Annotated in this window: 18 protein-coding genes and 1 pseudogene; 13 read left to right on the forward strand and 6 right to left on the reverse strand. The window is 45.4% G+C overall.

The window, feature by feature from the left end; translation table 11 throughout:
* Positions 1-70: 70 nt before the first annotated feature.
* Together QUA23_RS04445 and QUA23_RS04450 are read right to left on the reverse strand one after the other, a co-directional pair.
* A complete protein-coding gene (locus QUA23_RS04445; RefSeq protein ID WP_333074113.1) occupies positions 71-1,075 on the reverse strand; it encodes a hypothetical protein in 1,005 nt (334 codons plus the stop codon).
* 147 nt (positions 1,076-1,222) lie between these two features.
* Complete coding sequence (locus QUA23_RS04450; RefSeq protein WP_333074112.1) at positions 1,223-1,783, reverse strand: hypothetical protein; 561 nt, start codon at positions 1,781-1,783, stop codon at positions 1,223-1,225.
* 190 nt (positions 1,784-1,973) lie between these two features.
* Between QUA23_RS04450 and QUA23_RS04455 the strand changes: the two genes are divergently transcribed.
* The 4 genes and pseudogenes from QUA23_RS04455 to QUA23_RS04470 all read left to right on the forward strand — a co-directional run bounded on the left by QUA23_RS04455 (position 1,974) and on the right by QUA23_RS04470 (position 5,135).
* Entirely contained in the window at positions 1,974-3,059 is a 1,086-nt protein-coding gene (locus QUA23_RS04455; RefSeq protein WP_333074111.1) for a T4 RnlA family RNA ligase, read from the forward strand.
* A 222-nt stretch (positions 3,060-3,281) separates the two neighbouring features.
* Positions 3,282-4,130, forward strand: coding sequence for a phosphatase domain-containing protein (locus QUA23_RS04460; protein WP_333074109.1), 849 nt, complete (start codon positions 3,282-3,284; stop codon positions 4,128-4,130).
* A gap of 121 nt (positions 4,131-4,251) precedes the next feature.
* Positions 4,252-4,812 (forward strand): annotated as a pseudogene (locus tag QUA23_RS04465) (Uma2 family endonuclease).
* An 89-nt stretch (positions 4,813-4,901) separates the two neighbouring features.
* On the forward strand, positions 4,902-5,135 hold the full coding sequence (locus tag QUA23_RS04470) for a hypothetical protein (protein ID WP_333074107.1): 234 nt from the start codon (positions 4,902-4,904) through the stop codon (positions 5,133-5,135).
* 96 nt (positions 5,136-5,231) lie between these two features.
* Here QUA23_RS04470 and QUA23_RS04475 read toward each other — a convergent pair whose 3' ends face one another.
* Positions 5,232-6,767, reverse strand: coding sequence for a mercuric reductase (locus QUA23_RS04475; protein WP_333074104.1), 1,536 nt, complete (start codon positions 6,765-6,767; stop codon positions 5,232-5,234).
* 16 nt (positions 6,768-6,783) lie between these two features.
* The gene (locus QUA23_RS04480) at positions 6,784-7,515 is read right to left on the reverse strand and encodes a TVP38/TMEM64 family protein (RefSeq protein ID WP_333074102.1); all 732 of its coding nucleotides are present in this window, start codon (positions 7,513-7,515) and stop codon (positions 6,784-6,786) included.
* Positions 7,516-7,592: 77 nt separating this feature from the next.
* Between QUA23_RS04480 and QUA23_RS04485 the strand changes: the two genes are divergently transcribed.
* Both QUA23_RS04485 and QUA23_RS04490 read left to right on the forward strand, forming a co-directional pair.
* Complete coding sequence (locus tag QUA23_RS04485) at positions 7,593-8,621, forward strand: isochorismatase (protein WP_333074100.1); 1,029 nt, start codon at positions 7,593-7,595, stop codon at positions 8,619-8,621.
* Between the two features lie 217 nt (positions 8,622-8,838).
* Positions 8,839-9,279, forward strand: a complete 441-nt coding sequence (locus QUA23_RS04490; protein ID WP_333093765.1) for a hypothetical protein — start codon at positions 8,839-8,841, stop codon at positions 9,277-9,279.
* 384 nt (positions 9,280-9,663) lie between these two features.
* Here the strand turns inward: QUA23_RS04490 and QUA23_RS04495 are convergent, their stop codons facing one another.
* Positions 9,664-10,686: a cysteine peptidase family C39 domain-containing protein gene (locus QUA23_RS04495; RefSeq protein WP_333074096.1), complete on the reverse strand. Its 1,023-nt coding sequence runs from the start codon at positions 10,684-10,686 to the stop codon at positions 9,664-9,666.
* A 261-nt stretch (positions 10,687-10,947) separates the two neighbouring features.
* On the opposite strand from QUA23_RS04495, the gene QUA23_RS04500 reads away from it, so the two are divergent.
* The 3 genes from QUA23_RS04500 to QUA23_RS04510 all read left to right on the forward strand — a co-directional run bounded on the left by QUA23_RS04500 (position 10,948) and on the right by QUA23_RS04510 (position 14,736).
* Entirely contained in the window at positions 10,948-11,079 is a 132-nt protein-coding gene (locus QUA23_RS04500; protein ID WP_333074094.1) for a hypothetical protein, read from the forward strand.
* 33 nt (positions 11,080-11,112) lie between these two features.
* Positions 11,113-12,567 (forward strand): methyl-accepting chemotaxis protein, encoded by a 1,455-nt coding sequence (locus QUA23_RS04505; protein WP_333110300.1) that lies wholly within the window; start codon positions 11,113-11,115, stop codon positions 12,565-12,567.
* 711 nt (positions 12,568-13,278) lie between these two features.
* Complete coding sequence (locus QUA23_RS04510) at positions 13,279-14,736, forward strand: CHASE3 domain-containing protein (protein ID WP_333110301.1); 1,458 nt, start codon at positions 13,279-13,281, stop codon at positions 14,734-14,736.
* 81 nt (positions 14,737-14,817) lie between these two features.
* Here QUA23_RS04510 and QUA23_RS04515 read toward each other — a convergent pair whose 3' ends face one another.
* Complete coding sequence (locus QUA23_RS04515; protein WP_333110302.1) at positions 14,818-15,000, reverse strand: hypothetical protein; 183 nt, start codon at positions 14,998-15,000, stop codon at positions 14,818-14,820.
* A gap of 418 nt (positions 15,001-15,418) precedes the next feature.
* On the opposite strand from QUA23_RS04515, the gene QUA23_RS04520 reads away from it, so the two are divergent.
* From QUA23_RS04520 to QUA23_RS04535, 4 genes are all read left to right on the forward strand, one after another.
* On the forward strand, positions 15,419-18,184 hold the full coding sequence (locus tag QUA23_RS04520; RefSeq protein WP_333074086.1) for an HAD-IC family P-type ATPase: 2,766 nt from the start codon (positions 15,419-15,421) through the stop codon (positions 18,182-18,184).
* A gap of 784 nt (positions 18,185-18,968) precedes the next feature.
* Positions 18,969-20,363, forward strand: coding sequence for a CmpA/NrtA family ABC transporter substrate-binding protein (locus tag QUA23_RS04525; RefSeq protein WP_333038790.1), 1,395 nt, complete (start codon positions 18,969-18,971; stop codon positions 20,361-20,363).
* 79 nt (positions 20,364-20,442) lie between these two features.
* Positions 20,443-21,285: a nitrate ABC transporter permease gene (ntrB, locus tag QUA23_RS04530; RefSeq protein ID WP_333074084.1), complete on the forward strand. Its 843-nt coding sequence runs from the start codon at positions 20,443-20,445 to the stop codon at positions 21,283-21,285.
* Between the two features lie 306 nt (positions 21,286-21,591).
* On the forward strand, positions 21,592-23,592 hold the full coding sequence (locus QUA23_RS04535) for a nitrate ABC transporter ATP-binding protein (protein WP_333074082.1): 2,001 nt from the start codon (positions 21,592-21,594) through the stop codon (positions 23,590-23,592).
* The last annotated feature ends 62 nt before the right edge of the window (positions 23,593-23,654 follow it).

A 23,654-nucleotide genomic window follows, 5' to 3' on the forward strand; every position in this document is an offset into this window, starting at 1 on the left:
CCTAGCCTTCGGGAACCCCTGCGGGAAGATAGCTTTGCTAGCGCGTACCTTTTCTATTTCTAACCAAAATTTAACGTTGCCCTGCTTGAAGTGCAGAATTTGCTATTTGGACAACTTCTTGCTGCCGTGCGTTTTTCCTTGTGACTCGGTACAGCACCCCCAGCCTTTGCCACTCAACAAAAGCAGTGCAGTAAGCACCGCAATTATTGAAATAAATTCCCCTGATGCCGCCTGCCAATTCAATGCTTCTATAAGTATCCTGCGGCAATCGCGAAGGAGGCGAAAACGGTTCATTTCTTTTAGCTTCGATTGTGCCGAAATAACAGGCTCCGGCGCGGCATCCTTTGCCTAAATACATTCCCACAATGTAACCTTGGGCACCGGCTTGCACATCAAAATCAAGTTGCTGAATGTCAGATAAAGGAAGTCTACTCGGAAGAAAAACAGGCACTCGCGTTTTGCCTTTGATTTGTCTAGAAATGTTACTCGCAGGAAAACGACTGTTAGCTTGGTTTGCACCTGAGTTATCGGGGATTGGGGGAAACTTTTGCACAAAATCCCTCCACTGCAAAACTCTATTTTTAGCAATGTTAAAAGTGAGAATCGAGTATTTTTCTAGCGCAAAAGAAGGGCGACTGTTTGTCAGGTTGAAGTTGCGGCGAATCACTGTAATTTCTGGTTTGCCTAAGCCGTAAGCTGTGGCTATGGAACGGGCGAGATTGCAGCTAATTTTGAAGCGTCCCATCTCAATATTGCCATTTTCCGCTTGATAAGACCAATTGTAACCCTCAGAAGCACGATCGCGATTGCACAGAAAATGAGAAATCTCAAACATCTTGGCAATATGAACATCGTACAACCGCAACTTACGGCTGCCGCCAGATTTTGCAGTGTTGCGATCGGGCACAATAAATTGTATCGGTTGCCAGCTATCTTCAGGGGAATAATTAAACCAGCGGATTTCTGTAATCGGGAGTTCATTTCTTGCTAACGCTGAGTTTGGTGTCAAAGGTGCGATCGTAAAAGCAGTCACCACACAAGCAAAAATCGCCGCAAATAGCCATCTTCTCCTCATCCTGATTTCCCCCTAAGTAGGTCAGCGCAAAAAAAACCATAGCATCTTGTAAGAGGCGAGTGCGAGTTAAGATATATCATACAATAAACGTAAGGTGCGCCCTTACGCACCCTACATATAGAAGTTGTGCCTCCCCGACTGCCAAACTTAACGCTTCCCAGCTTGAATAGCAGAATTTCCTATTAAAATTAAATCAGATTCTCGTCCGTTCTTAATGGCGACGGTATACATAAAACCCTGAGTTTTCCACTCAAGAGTGGCTGTGCAGTAAGCCCCGCAACCGTTATGAAAAACTCCTTTCACTCCGCCCGCAAGCTTGACATTTTTTAACGTCTTAGTTACCCCTTCTAGTTTTGTAGTAAACTCCCCACCTTTTTGACCTTGAATTGACCCAAAAGTGCAAACTGTCGTACCGCCACAATCGGGTTTATAGTCGATTGAAATACTATAGCTGTTTGCTTGTGCTGTAGTTGGATAGTACATTTTTTGCGAAACCGGAATCCTGCTGGGAATAAAAATAGGCACTTGCGTTTTGCCTTTTAACTTTCGCAAAATTTCATTTACCGGAAACGCAGTGCCTCCTTGAGCAATTTGTGTTGTTCCCGATTGTCGCTGCGACAATTGCGAAGATCCAAAAACAACCGAGGGAGGTACTAAAGCAGTCAATACACAAGCAGAAGTAGCCAAAAGTAATAATTTCTTCTTCACGGTCTTTTACCTTAATATTCCTAGAGTTTAGTTGGGTGGCGAACCGCATTCACGTATGTACAACCATAATTCAAAATACCAAATTAACACTCGCTTTTCCGGGAAAAGTGTTTTTTGACTATCTTGACAAGGTTGGCAGAATATGAAGTCATATATAATATAGAGAAGGCGAGCAATTTAGGAGTCGATCGTGGAACTGCAAGAGTATTTGCGCCAGCACGGATTGGAAAGTTTGTCCGAAACTTATCATATCAAAGTTACCCGCCACCGCCAATATCCCGATTTAGTCTGTCTGAAATACTCGCAGATAGAATCTCCCCTAGGCGAAAAAATAGTCCAGCAGTGCCGAGGCATTATTTTAGATTCATCTCAAGATTGGCAGATAGTTTCTTATCCCTACGACAAATTTTTTAATTACGGAGAAATTCACGCCGCTGCAATTGATTGGAGAAATGCCAAAGTTTATCAAAAACTAGACGGTTCTCTGACTGTACTGTATTTTTACAAGGGAGAATGGAGAGTGCAATCTAGCGGCACTCCCGACGCGGCCGGCGAAGTTAACGGTTTTGGATTCAGTTTTGCCGAACTGTTTTGGAAAGTCTGGCAAGAATTGGGATATCAATTGCCACAAGAAACCGACCAGTGTTTTATCTTTGAGTTGATGACGCCTTACAATAGAATAGTTGTCCAGCAACAAAACAATCAAATCGTGCTGCACGGGGTTCGCAACACTCAAACGCTGCTAGAAACAGACCCGAGTATTTGGGCCAATAAATACGGCTGGGAATTGGTCGCATCCTATCCTTTAACTAGCTGGAAAGAAGTTATCGAAGCGGCTCAACATTTAGATCCGATGGATTCGGAAGGGTATATTATCTGCGATGCTAACTTCAACCGAGTTAAAGTTAAGTCTCCGCAATATGTCGCGATTTCCCATCTCCGCGAAGGGTTTTCGACCCGCCGCCTGATAGAAATTGTTTTAACTAATGAAGGAGAAGAGTTTTTAGCTTATTTTCCTGAGTGGAGTGAGTTGTATCAAAAAGTTAAGGACAAATATCAATCTTTGGTTGAAGAAATCGAGGAAGCTTACCGACAGCACGAACATATCGAAGTTCAGAAAGATTTTGCATTAGCTGTGAAACATTTGCCGTATTCCGGGATTTTGTTTTCTTTGCGAGCCCGAAGAGTTGCGGGAGTGAAAGAAGCTCTCCGTGATGTTACGATCCATAAAATAGAGGAGCTATTGGGTTTAGATTACATCCATCTAGGTTTGTAGTAACGACTACAGTCGTTTCTTGAATGAGGACTAAAATCTTCACTGCCAACGAAAATTAACATTATATTTAGGTGACATAATAAAGAAGTAAATGCACCTAATTAAACCTAAGATACAGGTGGCTAAAAAGCTTGCTGTATGAGCATTATTCCTTCTTCCTGACATCCGTTACATCCGCCCTTGCTAATCCGTTGCCCAACTTCCTTCTTCCTTCTACTTACTATGAAAAGAGTTATTGTACTTGTCGGTTTACCTGCTTCGGGAAAATCTCAATTTGCTAGGGAATTGCTGCTGTCGGAACCTGCAAAGTGGGTGCGTAGCAATAAAGATTTGCTCAGAGAAATGGCTCACGCTTCTCATTGGTCGCCGGCAAATGAAAAGTTTATTGTGAAGTTGAGAGATACGATTATTTTGATGGCTTTGGAAAGTGGCAAACACGTCATTGTTGATGATACTAATTTTGGCCCTCACATCGAGCATATCAAGGAGTTGGTTAAAGGTAAAGCTGTTGTGGAAGTTAATGATTCTTTTCTCCAAGTTCCGGTAGAGGAATGTATTAAACGGGATTTGAAAAGACTTAATTCGGTGGGCAAAGATGTGATTATGAAGATGTACAATAAGTACGTGCGTGTTCCCGTTGCGCCGCCGGAATATAACCCGGATTTGCCGGATGCAATTATTGTCGATATGGACGGTACGCTGGCACTTCTCAATGGCAGAAATCCTTTTGATGCTTCTACGTGCGATCGCGATTTGCCCAATCAGCCCGTCTTAGATACCGTTCGCAAGTGGCAGTCCAGCGTTAATATCATTGTAGTGTCGGGCCGCACAGATGACTGTCAGCCTCAAACGGAAAAATGGTTGCAGCAGTACGAGGTTAATTATGCCAGTCTTTATATGCGGAAAACCGGAGATATGAGGAAGGATTCGATTATTAAAGAGGAGTTCTATCGGCGACATATTGCAGGGAAATATAATGTTAAGTTTGTGTTGGACGATCGCCAGCAAGTTGTTGATATGTGGAGAAGCTTGGGATTGACGGTATTCCAAGTAGATGAAGGGGATTTTTAAGGCAGGGTTTGTTGGCGCGGGCGATCGCAACTTCCAACCAGTGTCCTACCCCTAATGCTAGAATCAAAGTAACATTGCAAAAAATTTTGTTATGAGATCAATTCCCCAAGCGCCCCAAAAAATGACCGTTGAGGAATATCTCGAATGGGAAGCTCAACAAGAGATTCGCTACGAATATGTCAACGGCGAAGTTTTTGCCATGACGGGCAGTACAATTCCTCATAACGATCTTGCACTTAACTTTTAAACTGCATTGCGCCCACATCTGCGTTCCAGAGGCTGTCGAATCAACGTGTCAGACGTGAAATTGCAAGTCACTTCTCAAAGCCGTTACTACTACCCCGATGTGATAGTCAGTTGCGACCCTCAAGACCTCAATTCCCGCACATTCATTCAGAATCCTAAAATAATTGTGGAAGTTCTTTCACCCAGTACAAGTGCTAAAGATAGGGATAAAAAATTCACTTGTTACCTAAAAATTCCGACTTTGCAAGAGTATATCTTGATTGATTCACAAAAGATTTTTGTTGAGCGTTACTGTCGGGGAGAGGGGAGAATGTGGCTTTACTATTCTTACACTGCTGGAGAGATTGTAACTTTATCAAGTATTGGGTTTGATTTGCCGATCGCACTTTTGTATGAAGGTGTTGGATTTGAAACAGAAACAGAAGCAGAAGCATAAAAACACACATTTTATGACAACTAGATCGCCAACAGGCATCTTGCCTGTTCCACAAACAGTCAATTTGCTTGTTAATTCGCAGTTTTATTATGAGAGTTAAAATCAAACAAGAAATTTTACAGTTGATAGCTCAACATGATGGTAAGTGGTACTGGTATCAAATTGACCGCTACCTTAGCATTAATCATCCAGAAACTCCCGGCCCTTATATTGACGAAATTAAGGCACTTAAAGAAGAGGGATTGATTGACGAGCGGAAATTTTATGGTTCTCAATTTAGACTGTACTGGATTACTGATGCAGGAAGAGCGCGATTACAATAATTTAGAACTATCCTATTTCGGTCTCCCATCTTCATGACATCCGTTACATCCCGTACATTGCTCCTTGCCGAACTTCCCTCTTCCTTCTTCCTTCATTTACCGCGTCCAAGCCAGCCATTTATTAAACAAATTTTTCACAAACGGCGTCAAACGAGTGCGATTGTAAGCATCTCCCGCTTTCCGAATTGCATCAGCTTGTGTTGGATACGGGTGAATTGTACTAGCAATCTTTCCCAAACCAATATTGTTAACCATTGCCAAAGTAATCTCGCTGATCATATCCCCAGCGTGGCGCGCTACAATAGTTGCACCTAATATTTTATCGCTGCCTTTTTTGACGTGAATTTTCACAAATCCTTCCTCTTCGCCGTCAATAATTGCCCGATCGACTTTATCGAAAGGAATCAAAAACGTATCGATATCAATGCCTTTTTCCTTAGCTTCGTGTTCCCCAATTCCGACGCGCGCAATTTCCGGATCTGTGTAAGTACACCAAGGTATCGTCAAAGCGCTGAGCTTTTTGCGCCCGAAAAATAGAGTGTTTTGAATTACCATTCTCGCGGCAAAATCAGCAGCGTGAGTAAATTTATGTTTCATGCAAATATCGCCGGCGGCATAAATGCGGGGATTAGTAGTTTGCAAATTGTCGTTGACAAATACGCCTTTTTGTGTATCGTATTCAACCCCGATCGCCTCCAGATTCAATCCTTCGACGTTGGGCGATCGCCCTGTACTCACAATAATTTCATCTACTGTTACCGATGCTTCCTTACCTTGAGATTTATAATAAATTACTTTGCCTGCATTTGTTTGCTCAACGCGCTCTATTGTGGATTCTAGTATTAGTTGAATTTCTTCGCGTACAAAAGCCTGCTGCACAATTTTAGCAGCATCCGCATCTTCCTTATCTAAAATCTGAGCATTTTTGTGCAGCAATACGACTTCCGAACCCAGCCGCCGAAAGGCTTGAGCCAATTCGCAACCGATCGGCCCTGCGCCAATTAATGCCAAACGTTGAGGTCTTTCTGTCAGGTTAAACACAGTTTCATTTGTCAAATATCCAGCTTCTTGTAAACCGGGAATTTGTGGTTGTAGCGCCCTTGCACCTGTGGCAATTACTGCTTTTTTAAACCGGAGAGTTTGCCCTGCAACTTCTACTGTATTATTGCTAGTAAAACGACCAGAACCTAAAAAAACATCAACTCCTAACTTGTACTGGTAGCGTTCAACAGAATCAACATCGCTGATTCCCGCCCTGATGCGACGCAGCCGTTCCATCACAGCGGCAAAATCCACTTCTACACTGTCAGAAACATTAATACCAAATTTATTTGCTTCCCAGATATCGCCGACAGTGCGAGACGATCGAATTAAAGCTTTTGAGGGTACACAACCGACATTCAAACAGTCGCCGCCCATTAAATGTTTTTCAATTAAAGCAACTTTTGCACCCAAACCTGCGGCACCGGCAGCAACAATTAATCCAGCGGGTCCGGCTCCAATTACTACTAAATTATAAGAACTAGCTGGCTGCGGATTTACCCAATCGGCCGGATGCAAATACGAGACTAATTTCTGGTTGTGTTCGTCCATCGGGGGGACAGTTACGCGATCGACTTTGGACTGGGACATTCGCAAATCCTCCTAATTAAATACTTTCTTCTAAAGCTTTGCTAGCTACCCTAGTGAGAAAAACAGTTACAGCCACAGTAGCCAGAAAACCGAGGATATTGAGCGACCATTTTGCTGCTTCTGTTTGGGGATTTGTTGACTGACATATCGCGCCAAGCGCCGCAATATTCCCCACCAAAGAACCGGAGTAAACGTACATAATTGTACCCGGTATCATGCCAAAAGAACCCAACACGTAGTCTTTCAAAGAAACCTGAGTAATTCCCAGAGCGTAATTCAATAAATTGAAAGGAAATAAAGGACAAAGACGAGTCAAAAAAACTATTTTTAATCCTTGTTGAGAAACTGCGCGATCGAGAGCTTTAAACTTGGGGTGAGATTCCATATATTTTACCACGCGATCGCGGCACAAATAGCGCCCGATCGCAAAAGCAAATACAGCACCTAAAATCGACGCCGCAAAGACGTAAACAGAACCCCACCACAAACCAAAAATCGCCCCCCCTCCCAGCGTCAGTACCGAACCCGGTACAAACAGCACAGTAGCCAAGTTGTAAGTAGCTACAAAAGCCACTGGCCCCCACCACCCTAACTCCTCAATCCGCATTAACAGAGTTCTCAAAACATCTTGAACGTAGGCAGATCTAGTTGCTACAATCAAGAGAGCAAGCAAAAGTGCGATCGAAAAAAACAACACTATGCGTTTAAATTTTACCCTAGGATAATCTTGGATTCGTTCTTTGGCCATGATTCACCCGCAAATAGTTATCAGCATTATACTTTAAACTTAAATTATTATTGTCAACTACACTTAAATTGATCGTCATGACACAAAAAGCCCAACTTCCAATCCCCGAACATTTCGACCCCAAAAAAGTAGGCGAAGTCTGGAGAGTCCCCTACCAAGAACGTGCCGCCCAAGCGAAAGATTGGGCAAAGCAGCACAGCATCCAGCCAGCATCCAGCGACAAAAACCGCATTTGTTTGCTGATAATCGATGCCCAAAATACATTTTGTTTGCCCGAATTTGAACTATTTGTTGGCGGGCGTTCCGGTAGCGGTGCAGTTGATGACAACCTGCGGCTGTGCGAATTTATTTACCGCAATTTAAACGCAATTACAACCATTGCGCCCACCATGGATACCCACACCGCCATGCAAATTTTTCATCCAATCTTTTGGATAAACGAAGCAGGCGAACACCCCCTACCCGCCGCCACATCAATTACTTTAGAAGACGTGCAGCAAGGCATTTGGAAAGTCAATCCCGCCATCGCCCACAGCATCAGCGGGGCTAATTTTTCATCACTGGAAAAACAGGCTTGCTACTACGTCAAAAAACTCAGCGACGATGGGAAATACCCCCTGACAATTTGGCCCTATCACTCAATGTTAGGCGGCATCGGACACGCCCTGGTTTCTGCGGTGGAAGAAGCAGTATTTTTTCATACTATAGCCCGCAACAGCCAAGCACTTTTTGAAATCAAAGGCGGGAATCCACTAACAGAAAACTATTCGGTTTTGCGGCCGGAAGTTTTAGATGGATTCGACGGCAATCCGATTGCGGAAAAGAATGCTAAGTTTATTGATAAATTACTCGATTTTGATGCAGTAATTATTGCCGGACAAGCCAAAAGTCACTGCGTTGCTTGGACAATTGATGATTTGTTAACGGAAATTTTGGCGCGAGAGCCGCATTTGGCAAAGAAGGTTTATTTGCTGGAAGATTGCACTTCGCCTGTGGTGGTTCCGGGTGTTGTTGATTTTACGGAACAAGCAGATGCAGCTTATCAAAAATTTGCGGCGGCGGGAATGAATGTTGTTAAATCTAGTGAGTTAATTCTGGGCGATTAAAGACGAGGATTTACTCTTGGGGTTTTCAGTAAAAAAAAGTATACATGATTAACCAAGGGCGGTAATTTTTGTTCGCTTGGCACTCTGCTGCGATCGCATTTAACGGATTACGTATGATATCATATCCGGTAAATCACTTGCTATAGAAGCGTAGTTAAGGAGTTTCCCGATGACTGAAAGCGAAATTTATAGTGTTGTTCTTTTTCGGGAGGCGAGTATGCAAGCAATTTCAAAACTCTCGGTGGCCATTGCCACGACCCTTTTGAGCACAATTGTCACTGCAACCCAAGCCTACGCAGTTCCCGTAACCTACGATTTCACCATCACTGTTACCAAAGGCGGGTTAGCGGGCAATTCATTCAACGGTTCTTTCAGCTATGATGATGCCAAATTGAAGGGAACGGGAGTCGAAGAATTGGGAATTAGTGAGGGATTAAGAGCCTGCCTAAATTACCTGGGACGCACTTATCGCGAAACCGATGATACCAGTTATCCTACCTTTCCCACACTCAGATTTGAGGATGGCAAGATCACGCAACTAAACTTTTGGATTCAGCCGAATCAGCGAGTTAATTGGTGGAATTTACCTGGATGGGAAGTCAAGCTGTCTGAGCCTAAAAAGAGCGATTCAACTGTTCCCAATTGTCAAAAACAGTGAGGCGTGGCCAAGGTGCGATCGACTCTAAAAATAGGCTGTTTCGTAATTGCGGGATGATTTTGATGGTTTTGTGGCATGGACTCTCCTACCCCGAAGGCGTGTATTTTCACAGCAGGCGGGACGCCTAACCCTACTCCCCACAAGCATCCTCCTCAAATTCTGCAACGCCAAAAATAGAGGAGGAATTAGATGCAACTGCCTACGGTTATATGGGTAATTTCATGCAGCCATGCTACGAAGGTGCGATCGCCGATCGTCTGCTGGGGCGATCGAATATTTGCGATCGCTAGGAACGAATGACTCAAAGATTGTTAGAAAAAAAAACCGCAGGATTCCTATTTTCTGCGGGTCAATAGTGCCTCTGCGTTTGATGATTCCCCATAACTATTTCCCATCCAATCGGGGAACTCCTTCCAAAAAACTGCCGCTCAACATTAACTCAGTCATCCGGTCTAATTGGCCGCTGATTTTTAATTTTTTGTCTTTTTGAAAGCGCTCAATATCTGCTGGCAAATTACCCGAAGTATATCCTAATTTACTCAAATATTCAATAGCTTGCCGATCGCTTAACAAGATATCCGCCGACCGAAAAATTGGCACGTATTGCTCGCGCCAAATCTGGGCAAAAGTTTGCCTATCTAAATAGAAAATCCTGCCCCGCGCCGGGTCTCCAATTGCAGCAATACTGTCATTCATTCCCAGCAAAGCCACCGCGTGCGGTAGCTTCTGAGGGCCGTCAAACAGCCAAACTGCTAGCACTCCGGGGCGATTAATTTGCTGAATTTGCTCCCAAGTAGGCGTTAGTTCGATCGCATTTACGCCCAAAGCTCTTGCTGCTATTATTAACTGCGGCATGGAAGTTCCCAAGCGACTCGTGCCGGCAAAACGCGCTACACTCGATTCCGTCGCATCGATTCCCCAACGCTTTAACACTGTTGCTAGCGCCGCCGGCGCGCAACTGCTGTTAGATGTTTGTCGAAATACACCGTTGGGCCGCAAATTATCTATTAAATCAGCGTAAATGGGCGCCATAAAATAGTTTTCAGCGCCTGTAAATCCTCCGAATCCTAACAAGCAAATTAAAATTACTGCGATTACTTGCGATCGCGCTGTAAACCAACTTATACTAAAGCCAATACCGCAGACTCCCATCAACATGACTCGTAGCAAAGTCCAAGTAACTCGCATCCCGTGAAAGCGCCACTCGATCGGCAAAGCTGGCATTTGAGGCAGATTTAGAGCCAGTAGCAGCAAGGCAATATAAAAACCCAAAAAAGCTAGGGCGATCGAATTTCTGCCCTTAAACAAATCGTTAGCCGTCACTCCAGAGCGAATTAACACTCGCCCGAAGCGCATTCCCCAGAGTAACAGCACCGAACCCAGCACCAGCGTCACTACTATTTCCATGAACTCAAAATTTTGTTGCTTAATTATGTTGTAACATTTATGCGATCGACTTAGAGCCCAATCAATAGTGGGAGAGAGGAAGAGTGGGAGAGAGCATTTGACGAGGTTTGGGTTTCGTTTCTCAATTTTCCGCTACAATCGAATAAACAGGATTTATCCAAAATCGAAGCAGGCAAAACAACCATCAATCCTAAAGACTTTGACCTGCATAGCTTGCTCGATATTAAGTTTTACCATATTTTTTTTGATGAGTGTGAATCAATGGTTGACAATCAGATAATTCAGCTACCTAACCCCAAAGGAGATATTGCCATGTTTGCCAACTTAAAGCTGAGAAACCGGATGTTACTGGCATATGCAGTTCACATTGATTTGAAGGCGATTAATTATTAATTATTTTTTTTGTAATTCTAGGAAAATTTTAAGGTGTTTAACTTCAAAGCCACAAAATTAAGAGAGCGTATCCTGTGGGGATATTCCATACCGATTTTGCTTTCAGTTGGAGCGGCTACTTTGGTTTTCTTTAATGCTAAAAAAGTAGAAGAAAAAGCAAAACTGCTAAATAATTCTCATGCTGTTGTTGTAGATTTGAAAGAGCAACAGCTAGGATTTGCAGGTATGCAAAAAGCTGCTCGCGGGTATTTTTTGGCACAAGATAGTGCTTTCTTAACTGAATACAATGAAGCGGTAAACAGCTTTGACCAATTCTATCAGGATTTACTCAAGCTGGTTCAAAACCCACAGCAGCGCCAGCGGCTAGATGAAATGAATGTCTTACAAGATCAGATAGACAACGGCTACAAACAAGTCTTTTCTTTGATCGATCGAGGTAAGCGAGACGAGGGACTTAACTTATGGAAGAGCCAAATTTTACCCAAGCTTCGTCAGGTTGATGCTATAGCTAAGGAGTTTCAAAGCACCGAGCTAAGTATTTTACTCGAACAAGAAAAAAAACAGCTTCAAGCTTTGCAGTTCCTGAGTACAGTGGTGATTTTAAGCACTGCTTTAGCTGGACTTACGGCAATTGCGATCGCTCTGTGGATTGCTTCAGGCATTGCAAAGACAATGAATCAGTCAGTCAATATGATTCTTAGTTCTTCCACAGAGATTGCTGCCACAGTTCAACAACAGGAACGCACAGCCGCACAGCAATCTAGCTCTGTAAATCAAACTACAATCACAATGGATGAGTTGGGGGCTGCTTCCCAACAATCAGCCCAGCAAGCCCAAGCTGGTGCGGAATCTGCACGCCAAGCTTTACAGATCACTGAGAAGGGAACCCTAGCAGTGGAGCAAACCCTGGAATCGATGATAATTTTGAAAGAAAATGTCGGGGCGATCGCGGCACAAATTCTGCAACTGAGCGAACAAACCTATCAGATTGGCAATATCTCTACTGATGTCACAGATTTAGCCAATCAAACAAATATGCTGGCACTGAATGCCTCAGTAGAAGCAGTCCGGGCGGGCGAAAACGCCAAAGGTTTTACTGTCATAGCCACAGAAATCCGCAAACTAGCAGATAAAAGTAAGAAATCAGCAGAGAAAATTAACCGCCTTGTCGATGATATCAAGAATGCGATAAATTCCACCGTAACGGTGACAAAGGAAGGTACTAAAACAGTAGAAGAAGGGACCAAAATCAGTCAAGAAACGGCAGCAGCTTTCTCGGAAGTAGCAAATGCTGTTAACAATGTGGTATTGAACAATCAACAAATTTCTCTAACTGCTCAACAACAAGCAGTTGCTATTAAACAAGTAGTGGATGCGATGAACAGCCTCAACCTAGCAGCAAAAGAAACCGCTAGTGGTATTACTCAAACCAAAGTAGGCACTCAACAATTGAACGATGCAGCTCAAAATCTCAATTCAATTGTCTAAAGGGTGCTCAGTTTTTTGGTATAGCAGACGAGCAATTGATAGCATTGAGTCATGAATTGAGCTCGCTGCCCTCCCACCTTGTTAAACAGTCGGCATAGAAGTCAAAGTGTTCGCAGGCGATCGCATCGCGAAAGCCAGGGCGATCGAATTTCTGGCCTTAAACAAATCCTCTTCTGTAACGGACGATCGAACTAACACCCGCCCGAAACGCATTGCCTAGACTAACAGCGCCGAACCCAGCACCAGGGTCACTACTATTTCTATAAGTTCAGAATATGCTCGCTTAACTAGGTTTTAACACGCTCTGCGATCGACTTGAACCCCAATCAATAGTGGGAGAGAAGAAGAGTGGGGGAGAGAATTTGACGATATTTGGGTTTCGTTCCTCAATTTCTCGCTACAATCGAATAAACAGGATTTATCCAAAATCGAAGCAGGAAAAACAACGATTAATTCTCAAGGCTTGACCTGCATCGCTTGCTCGACATTAACTTTTGTCAGATTTTTGTTGATGAGTCTGAGTCAATGGTTGCGTTAGTAAAGCAAGGAAAGCAAAAAGAAGCGCTGGAATTTTTTTGTCGATAAAAAGGGGCATTAATTATGAATTAGTATTAGGGATTAAATAACTACTTGGGTGAAAAATAGCAGGAAATTATTGAGGCTGCAACTTACCCACAAAAGTCAACAACTAATCAAGGAGTAAAAATGGAAATGTCGCAAAATACTATTCGGCTCAGTAAAGTAGTTCCGTTGGGCTTCGGGTCCATTTTTTTGTTAATGATTACCATCGGATTTGCCACTAAATTGAGTATGGATAATTTAGCCGAAGCTATTGAGTGGCAAACGCACACTTATGTAGTCAAGACAAATTTACAAGCCCTAGAAAAAGATTTAGTGGATGCTGAAACAGGACAGCGGGGGTTTATCTTCGCTGGCAAGGAGGAATTTTTAGAACCTTATAACAATGGTCAAGTAGCCTTTTATACAACAGTAAATGCGACAAAAGAGCTAATAAAAGATAACCCTGAGCAAGTTAAAAACTTGGAGCAAGTTGAAAAGTTGGGCCAGCAAAAACTAGACGAATTAGCGGAAAGTATATCCCTGAAAAGGGCGGGGAAAGAACCCGAGCTAAGAGACTTGGTGCTTTCAGGTAAAGGCAAGATATTTATGGATGAAATCAGGGATAAGCTGGCCGAAATGCTTAAGGTAGAAGATAATCTACTGGTTCAAAGAACAAAAGTAGCAAAACAGTCGGAGCAATTAGCGGCGATTGTTTCGATAGGAGGTACGATTGTTGCTGTAGTATTTGGTTCATTTATTGTATTATTTATTTTTGCTAAAATTATCCGACCAATCAATCAGGTAGCAAATACGATCGCCAGTTCTTCCACAGAGATTGCTGCCACAGTTCAACAACAGGAACGCACAGCCGCACAGCAATCTAGCTCTGTAAATCAAACTACAATCACAATGGATGAGTTGGGGGCTGCTTCCCAACAATCAGCCCAGCAAGCCCAAGCTGGTGCGGAATCTGCACGCCAAGCTTTACAGATCACTGAGAAGGGAACCCTAGCAGTGGAGCAAACCCTGGAATCGATGATAATTTTGAAAGAAAATGTCGGGGCGATCGCGGCACAAATTCTGCAACTGAGCGAACAAACCTATCAGATTGGCAATATCTCTACTGATGTCACAGATTTAGCCAATCAAACAAATATGCTGGCACTGAATGCCTCAGTAGAAGCAGTCCGGGCGGGCGAAAACGCCAAAGGTTTTACTGTCATAGCCACAGAAATCCGCAAACTAGCAGATAAAAGTAAGAAATCAGCAGAGAAAATTAACCGCCTTGTCGATGATATCAAGAATGCGATAAATTCCACCGTAACGGTGACAAAGGAAGGTACTAAAACAGTAGAAGAAGGGACCAAAATCAGTCAAGAAACGGCAGCAGCTTTCTCGGAAGTAGCAAATGCTGTTAACAATGTGGTATTGAACAATCAACAAATTTCTCTAACTGCTCAACAACAAGCAGTTGCTATTAAACAAGTAGTGGATGCGATGAACAGCCTCAACCTAGCAGCAAAAGAAACCGCTAGTGGTATTACTCAAACCAAAGTAGGCACTCAACAATTGAACGATGCAGCTCAAAATCTCAATTCAATTGTCTAAAGGGTGCTCAGTTTTTTGGTATAGCAGACGAGCAATTGATAGCATTGAGTCATGAATTGAGCTCGCTGCCCTCCCACCTTGTTAAACAGTCGGCATAGAAGTCAAAGTGTTCGCAGGCGATCGCATCGCGAAAGCCAGGGCGATCGAATTTCTGGCCTTAAACAAATCCTCTTCTGTAACGGACGATCGAACTAACACCCGCCCGAACCGCATTCCCCAGACTAACAGCATCGAACCCAGCACCAGTGTCACTACTATTTCCATAAGTTCAGAATATGGTCGCTTAACTAGGTTTTAACATTTATGCGATCGTCCGTGGGACAGCGGAGGAGGAGGAGGAGAGAGGGGGAATGGCAGCATTTTTCTTTTGCCTCCTGCCTTCTTCCCTCTTTCTTTAAGCACACCTAAAATTGGCAAAATGTCAAGGGATTTTATCGACTTTTCTCCACCTTAGCCACCAAGTCCCAAACAAGATTTAGCGTGGCAAATAATTCCCCAAATCTCTTGCCACAAACGGCCACATCGGTTGTAATATAGATGTAAGTCACAGCCCGTTAAAGTAATCAACCAACAATTAAGCCGCTCAATATATTCACGCTCCAACGAGCGATGAGTTGTATTGAGCGTGCGTATTAAGGAGCGATCGAAGCTCGTCAGACACCCCAAATATTCAGGAAGAATCATGCCATCAAGATCCGCCAACGATGTAGACGTAGCAGAGCAATATTGGCACTACCTAGAAATATCCAAGGTTGCAACTATCTTAGAAACCAACCTGGAAAGCGGTTTAGAACCGACAGAAGCCAACCATCGCCAACAGAAATTCGGGCCCAACGAACTAACGGTTAAAGCAGGGAAACCAGCCTGGTTAAAATTCATCCTGCAATTTAACCAACCCCTCCTGATCATCTTGCTGAGTGCAGGTTTAATCAAAGCAGTGATTGGAGAATGGCTAAACGCTAGCGTAATTTGGGGCGTAACAACCACCAACGCTACTATTAGTTTCATCCAAGAAGCTGGAGCCGAGAAAAAAATTGAAGCCCTAGCCCAAGCTGTCACCACCGAAGCCACAGTCATTCGGGGCGGCAAAAAATTAAGAATTCCCTCCAAAGAACTCGTAGTCGGTGACTTAGTAATCCTGACTTCCGGCGACAAAGTACCGGCAGACTTGCGCTTAGTGAAAGTGCGCGACTTGCAAATCGACGAATCGGGACTCACCGGGGAATCAGTCGCTGTCGAAAAAGAATTAGGACAATCTGGAGACATAGTTCTGCCAAAAGAAACGCCGCTAGCAGAACGGGATAACATGGCCTATGCCGGCAGTTTTGTCACTTTTGGCCAAGCTAGCGGCATCGTAATTGCGATCGCCAATAAAACCGAAACCGGCAAAATCTCCCAATTATTAGATCGCCACATCGACCTCACCACCCCCTTAACCCGCAAATTCAACCAATTCAGTCAAAACTGGCTGTTATTCGTGTTGGGAATGGCGACCTTGACCTTCGCCGTCAGATTGGGGCGGCCAGTCCCTGCGGGGGTTTCAGCCTTTAAAGAAGCAGTCGAACCCGCTGTCGCCCTGATTGTCGGCGCAATTCCCGAAGGCTTACCCGCCGTCATTACCGTCACCCTAGCCGTAGGCGTTTCCCGGATGGCAAATCGCCACGCGATCGTCCGCAAATTGCCCGCAGTGGAAACCCTCGGCGGCGCTACAGTCATCTGTTCCGACAAAACCGGAACCTTGACGGAAAACCAAATGACGGTGCAAGAAATCTATTCTGGTGGCGAATCCTACTCGGTTACGGGTACGGGATACAGCCCCGAAGGTGAAATTCAACTCAACCAACTGCCAATTACTGTCAGCCAAACTCCAACTTTGCAAGAATGTTTGCAAGCTGGACTCCTTTGCAACGACTCTCACCTGGAATTCAAAGACGATAATTGGATTGTCGTCGGAGATCCGACAGAAGGAGCGTTAATTGCTGCGGGCAAAAAAGCTGATTTGAGCCAGCAAATTTTGTCCAAGTCAATGCAGCGGCTGGATTCAATTCCCTTTGAATCTCAGTTTCAATACATGGCGACGCTGCACCGAACTCCCAGTGGCAAAATTTTGTACGTCAAAGGTTCCGTAGAATCAATTCTCGGCCGCTGCGGTTCCAGTCTCGACACTCAAGGAAATCCGGTAGAAGTCGATCGCGCACAAATTCACCACCAAGTCGATGAAATGGCAAAGCAAGGCTTGCGCGTCTTGGCTTTAGCGAAAAAGCCAGTACCCCAAAGCCAAAATTCCGTCGATCACTCGGATTTGGAGTCAGGGCTGATTTTCTTGGGACTGCAAGGCATGATTGACCCACCGCGGGCAGAAGCGATCGCAGCCGTCCAAGCTTGTCAAACCGCCGGCATCCAAGTCAAAATGATTACCGGCGACCACATCGCTACAGCCAAGGCGATCGCCCGCCGCATGGGATTCCGCAAAACGAAACACCACAGAGAACTTGTAGCCTACACCGGCGCTCAACTCGCCGAAATGAGCAAGCAGGAACTCGGCGAAGCTGTAGAAGCCGGCTCAGTTTTTGCCCGCGTCGCCCCCGAACAAAAACTCCGCCTCGTAGAAGCTTTGCAGCAAAAAGGCGAAATCGTGGCGATGACGGGAGATGGCGTTAACGACGCGCCAGCGCTGAAACAAGCGGATATCGGCATTGCGATGGGTAGCGGTACGGAGGTTTCTAAGGAAGCCGCCGACATGATTCTTACCGATGATAACTTTGCGTCGATCGAATCTGCTGTCGAAGAAGGGCGATCGGTTTACAAAAATCTGCTCAAAGCAATCAGCTTCATTCTCCCAGTCAACGGCGGAGAATCGATGACAATTTTGCTCAGCACGCTCCTCGGTCGAGAATTGCCGATTTTGTCGCTACAAATTCTCTGGCTGAATATGCTCAACTCGATCACCATGACTGTGCCTCTGGCTTTCGAGCCCAAGTCAGCGGGAGTGATGAAACAGCAGCCCCGACCGGTAAACGAAGCTTTCCTCACCGGAAATCGGATCAAGCGGATCATCGCTATTTCTCTTTACAACTGGACTCTGATTTTCGGAATGTTTGAATGGGTGCGCCAAGCGGATTGGGGAACTTTGGCACTGGCCCGCACGATGGCGATTCAAGCTTTGGTAATGGGGAGAATTTTTTACCTGTTGAGTCTCAGCCAGTTGTTGCCTTCTTTGATTGCTAAGTTTAGCGGTTCTAAGGAAGAAGTTAGCGGCGCTCCCGCTCTCGGTGTGGGAATTGTCCTGGCGGTGATTTTGCAGATCATCTTTGCTAATTCTCCGTTTGTCAATCGCATATTTGAGACGGCTCCGATGAATCTGGATCAGTGGCTGATTTGTTTCGGAGTCGCGCTACCGATGATCGGTGTTGCTCTCTGGGTCAACCGCTTTGACCCGCCCAACTAAGTTGCTGCACGAAGAAAGTGCGATCGAACTTGTAGGTACTGCCACCGATTAGTAATTTCGGGTGTTCAGAAACCCGGTTTCTTGAAGAAACCGGGTTTCTCTGTTTTACAGAAATCGAACCTGAAAGCCCGCGTCATATCATATCCGTTAAATTACTTACGATTAAGCGCCAATTTTAGTCCACCACTGAAAACCCGTTAACCCTTTGAAAACAGCAGTTTCGTAAAGCTTTAATTATTTCTGTATAACAGACTACAATTAACCCTTAAAAAAGTAGAGAGATATTAACAAAGTAAATGTGCGCGGGAGGCGATATTTGTCGCTTATTGACAAGAGATTTGAATGACCCCCGATCACCCTTCGCTACAGCCTTTGCCCAGCGAGTCTTAGTTTGAAGCAGTTTTGATAAGCAAACCAGATCGCTCTTCCCAACGGCTCCTTATCGAGAGCGCCGTCCCAAAAGATTTACTTATCAATTGAATTTAATAATTGTTTTATAATTTCCGCAACAGTACGGTAAGCTAATAACGAAGCCAAGAAAATGTACGGCTCGCAAAAAGTGAGTTCAGACAACTCGGCAGATCGAAATATCGATATTAATCAAACCAGTCAAATCAGCAGGGATAGTTTAAAGACTTATACTAGCTATAAATCTTTTGCTCCCTCCTGCCAACCAGCGCTCAAAACAGTTAGCTAAACCCAATTAGCGAACAGCAAAAAAGCGCGTTGATAACCTTCAGTGAATGTTGTTACAGAAGATTATGAATTGCAGCGAGGCTAGGCTATGACAAGATTTTCAGATGAATTTTCTGCGCTTTCTCGGCGTAAATTTATCATCAAAGCAGGTGCATCTGCCCTGGGTTCAATACTGCTCAAAGGTTGTTTGGGAAATCCTCCAGAACCCGGTGCAACTGCAGGTGCTGACGGCGCGATACCCGCAGCAACCTCAGTAGTGGCTGTTGCCAACGAGAAAAGAGTCGAAGGAATTGAAAGCACTAAAATCACATTGGGATATATCCCGATCGTCGAAGCAGCACCTTTAATCATTGCCCAAGAAAAAGGCTTTTTTGCCAAATACGGCATGACTGAGGTAACAGTTGCTAAGCAAGCCAACTGGGGATCTGCCAGAGATAACCTAGAAATTGGATCGGCAGGCGGCGGCATTGACGGCGGCCAGTGGCAAATGCCGATGCCTTATCAAATTAGTCAAGGTCTGATCACCAAAAACAGCGTCCAAATCCCCATGTATGTTCTAGCCCAGTTGAACACTCACGGAAATGGAATTGCGATCGCGGCCAAACACCAAGGCAAAGGCCTCGGACTTAAACTAGATCAAGCGGCCCAAGACTACATCAAAGGCCTCAAACAAGCAGGTACTCCCTTCAAAGCAGCCTACACCTTCCCCAAAGTCAACCAAGACTTTTGGATTCGCTACTGGCTGGCAGCTAACGGCATCGATCCCGACACAGAGGCCGAGTTGCTAACAGTACCCGCTGCCCAAACCGTCGCCAACATGAAAACTGGAAGTATGGACGCTTTCAGCACCGGCGACCCCTGGCCGCTGCGGATTGTCAAAGAAAACATCGGTTTCATGTCCGCCCTCACCTCCGAAATTTGGAAAGCACATCCAGAGGAATATCTAGCAATTCGCGGCGACTGGGTAGACAAACACCCCAAAGCCACCGAAGCCTTACTCGCAGGACTAATTGAGGCGCAGCAGTGGTGCGACAAGCCCGAACATCGAGCCGAATTAGTCGCCATTACTTCTGGAAGAAACTTCTTTGACGTATCTCCGACGGTTTTGACGCCTCCTTATCAAGGCAATTATGTTATGGGCGACGGCAAACCAGACATCAACGACTTCAAGATGAGTCCGCTGTACTGGAATGATGGCGTCGGCAACGTTTCCTATCCCTACAAGAGTCACGATTTGTGGTTCTTAACCGAAAGCGTGCGCTGGGGTTTCCTGCCGACAAAAACCTTGGCAGACAAAAAGACAATCATCGATAAAGTCAACCGAGAAGATATCTGGAAGAAGGCAGCTAAATTAGCCGGAGTTGCTGATGCTGACATTCCGAAAAGTACGTCTCGCGGCGTTGAAAAGTTCTTTGACGGCAAAGAATTCAACCCGGAAAATCCCGAAGCTTATCTCAAGAGTTTGGCAATTAAAAAAGTGTGATGGGGTCTTAGCTTCCCATAATTTAGTCTCGAAATTTAGTCTCGAAAATACACATCACCAGAGATAGGAGATTAGCAGCATGGCTGTAAGTACAAGTCGGAGAGGCGGCAATGCACAAGGAGCATTTGGCGAGTTGTGGAAGAAGAATTCTCCAAATATCTTGCCGCCAATTTTGGGAATAATTGGATTTCTATTAGTTTGGCAATTCCTGTCGAGCACCGGACTGATCAAACTACCGGGACCGATAAGTGTTTGGACTGACGAACGGACGCGGATATTGTTGCTGTATCCTTTCATGAATTCCAAAACCTACGGAATCGGCTTGTTTTGGCAAACTTTGGCTAGTTTGGAACGGGTGGCAAAAGGCTACACTCTAGCCGCTGCTGTGGGAATTGCTGGGGGTGTTTTGGTAGGTACGAATCCCTTCTTGAACAAGGCTTTAGATCCGATTTTCCAGTTTTTGCGGATGGTAGCGCCTTTGGCTTGGGTGCCGATCGCCCTGGCTGCACTGCAACAAAACGAACCTGCTGCTTTGTTCGTAATTTTTATCACTTCAGTGTGGCCGATTTTAATCAACACGGCTGAAGGTGTTCGCCAAATTCCCGACGATTACAACAACGTGGCGAAAGTCCTGCAACTGACTCGGAAAGAGTATTATTTAAATATTTTGTTTCCGTCGGCACTTCCCTACATCTTCACAGGATTGAGAATTGCGATCGGTTTGGCTTGGCTGGCGATTATTGCAGCGGAAATCGTGATGTCGGGGATTACGGGTATCGGCTTCTTTATTTGGAATGCTTACCAGCAAAACTACATCAGCGAAATTCTGTTAGCGGTGTTCTACATTGGGGCTGTTGGTTTGTTGCTCGATCGCATGATGGCTTGGTTGCAGCAAAAGATTGCTCCCCCTCAAGGAAAGTAGCTAATTGGATGGGTTAACGGTTGACGGGTGAGGGTTGACGGTTGACAATTGACTCTTACAGGAATTACGAACTCAGAGGCTAAGAAACCAGTTTTTTAAACTATTTTTGAGGGATTCAACAAAGTAGTTTGGTTAGTTTAAAAAGCAGTTTTATGCATCCAGAAATGTATTAACTATTAGCTGTTATATATCAACAGCTAATAGTCCACAGCAAACAGCGAACAGCGAACAGTCAACAGTCAACAGTCAACAGTCAACAATCAATATCTAGCGAAATAACAAACCTACAAAAAAGGCAAGAAAATCATGTCTGTTTTGATTGCAGTAGAACAACTAGAAAAAGTCTTTAATCTCTCAGATGGCGGGACATACATAGCCCTTAAAGGCATCGATCTGGAAATTAAAAAAGGCGAATTTATCTCCTTAATTGGACACTCCGGCTGCGGCAAATCTACGCTGCTAAATATGGTCGCAGGTTTGGATATGCCGACATCCGGATTGGTGACAATTGAAGGGCAAAGAATCACCCAGCCAGGCCCCGATCGCATGGTAGTATTCCAAAACTATTCCCTGCTACCTTGGCGGACGGTCAGAGAAAACATTACCCTAGCCGTAGACTCGGTAATGAGCGGCTTACCCAAAGCGGAACGCCTCGAAATCATTCAAAAACACATCGACATGGTGGGCTTGACGCCCCACGCTGAGAAGCAACCCGCACTGCTGTCGGGCGGACAAAAACAGCGCGTGGCGATCGCCCGTGCTCTGGCCCTGCGCCCCAAACTGTTACTCTTAGACGAACCCTTCGGCGCTTTGGATGCTTTGACTCGCGGCAACTTGCAAGAAAAGTTGATGGAAATTTGCCAAGAGTACGAAATCAGCGCCCTGATGGTAACGCACGACGTGGATGAGGCCGTGTTGCTGAGCGATCGCATCGTCATGCTCACTAACGGCCCAGAATCGAAGATTGGCGGCATTCTCGAAGTAGACATCCCCCGCCCCCGCAAACGGATGGAAGTAGTCTCACACCCCAGCTACTACGCTCTACGTAGCGAAATGATTTACTTCCTCAACCAGCAGAAGCGCGTCAAAAAACTGCGGGCGCGGAAAGTACCCGCGATCGCCCGTCACGGCCTGGAAAAAGTCAACCTCGAACTCGGCTTTATTCCCCTCGCAGCCTGTGCTCCCCTCGCTGTCGCCAAAGAAAAAGGCTTTTTTGCCAAGCACGGCCTAGATGAAGTCCACCTCGTGCGGGAAACAAGCTGGCGCGGCATCGTAGACGGCATCGCCGCAGGTTACTTAGACGCAGCTCAAATGCCCTCTGGGATGGCGGTGTGGTTGAGCTTGGGAGGCCACCAAGAGAAGCCGATTCCGACGGTTACAGCCCTCACCATGAGTCGCAATGGCAACGGAATTACGCTCGCGAGGCGCTTTTACGACCAAGGCATCTACACTCTGGCAGACTTTAAAAAAATGCTCCAGAGAACGCCCGCGCAAACGCACCGTATGGGAATCGTTCACCCTTCTTCGATGCACAACCTGTTGCTGCGTTACTGGCTGGCTTCCGGTGGCATTGACCCGGATCGCGATGTGTTGCTGAAAAATATCCCACCGGCTCAGATGATCGTTGACTTGCAGGGCGGCACTATTGACGGTTTCTGCGTCGGCGAACCTTGGAACTTGCGGGCCTCGATGGAAGGAGTCGGCTTTACGGTGGCTACAGATTTGGAACTGTGGCCGGGGCATCCGGGAAAAATTTTGGGGGTGCGGGAAGACTGGGCAAATGCTTATCCCAACACTCACATTGCTCTAGTCAAAGCTTTGCTCGAAGCTTGCAACTATTGCGCCGATCCAAATCACGCCGCCGAGGTTTCGGAAATAGTCGCGGGAAGGGAGTACGTCGCTACTGATAAGAGTTACATCCAACTCGGCGACCCGCAATCAGTTGCTTGCAACCTCGATACTCCGATGCGGGAATACGCCCACCACTTGTTTTCTGGAGAGGGGGTGAATCGCCCAAGCCGCACCGAACAACTGTGGCACATGGTGCAGATGGCGCGCTGGGGCGATACTGTGTTCCCGCGCAACTGGGTGGAAATTCTGGAACGGGTGGTGCGAGTCGGTGCGTTCAGCACGGCGGCGCGAGAGCTGGGGATGGCTGATATTAATTACACTCGCGGTTCTCTCAGCTTGTTTGACGGCTCGGTGTTTAATGCTGACGATCCGATCGGCTATCTCAACAATCTGGCGATCAAACGCGATTTCACGATGGCGGAAGTTGTACTCGATTCCGGCCGCAGAGCTGCTTAGAGCGGTTTTTAGTTGGATAAAAACAGGGTAATTGCTAATTATTAGTTTTTGGTTTTTAGCTA

Source organism: Microcoleus sp. Pol1C5 (assembly GCF_036701115.1).
In the GTDB taxonomy this organism is placed as follows: domain Bacteria; phylum Cyanobacteriota; class Cyanobacteriia; order Cyanobacteriales; family Microcoleaceae; genus Microcoleus.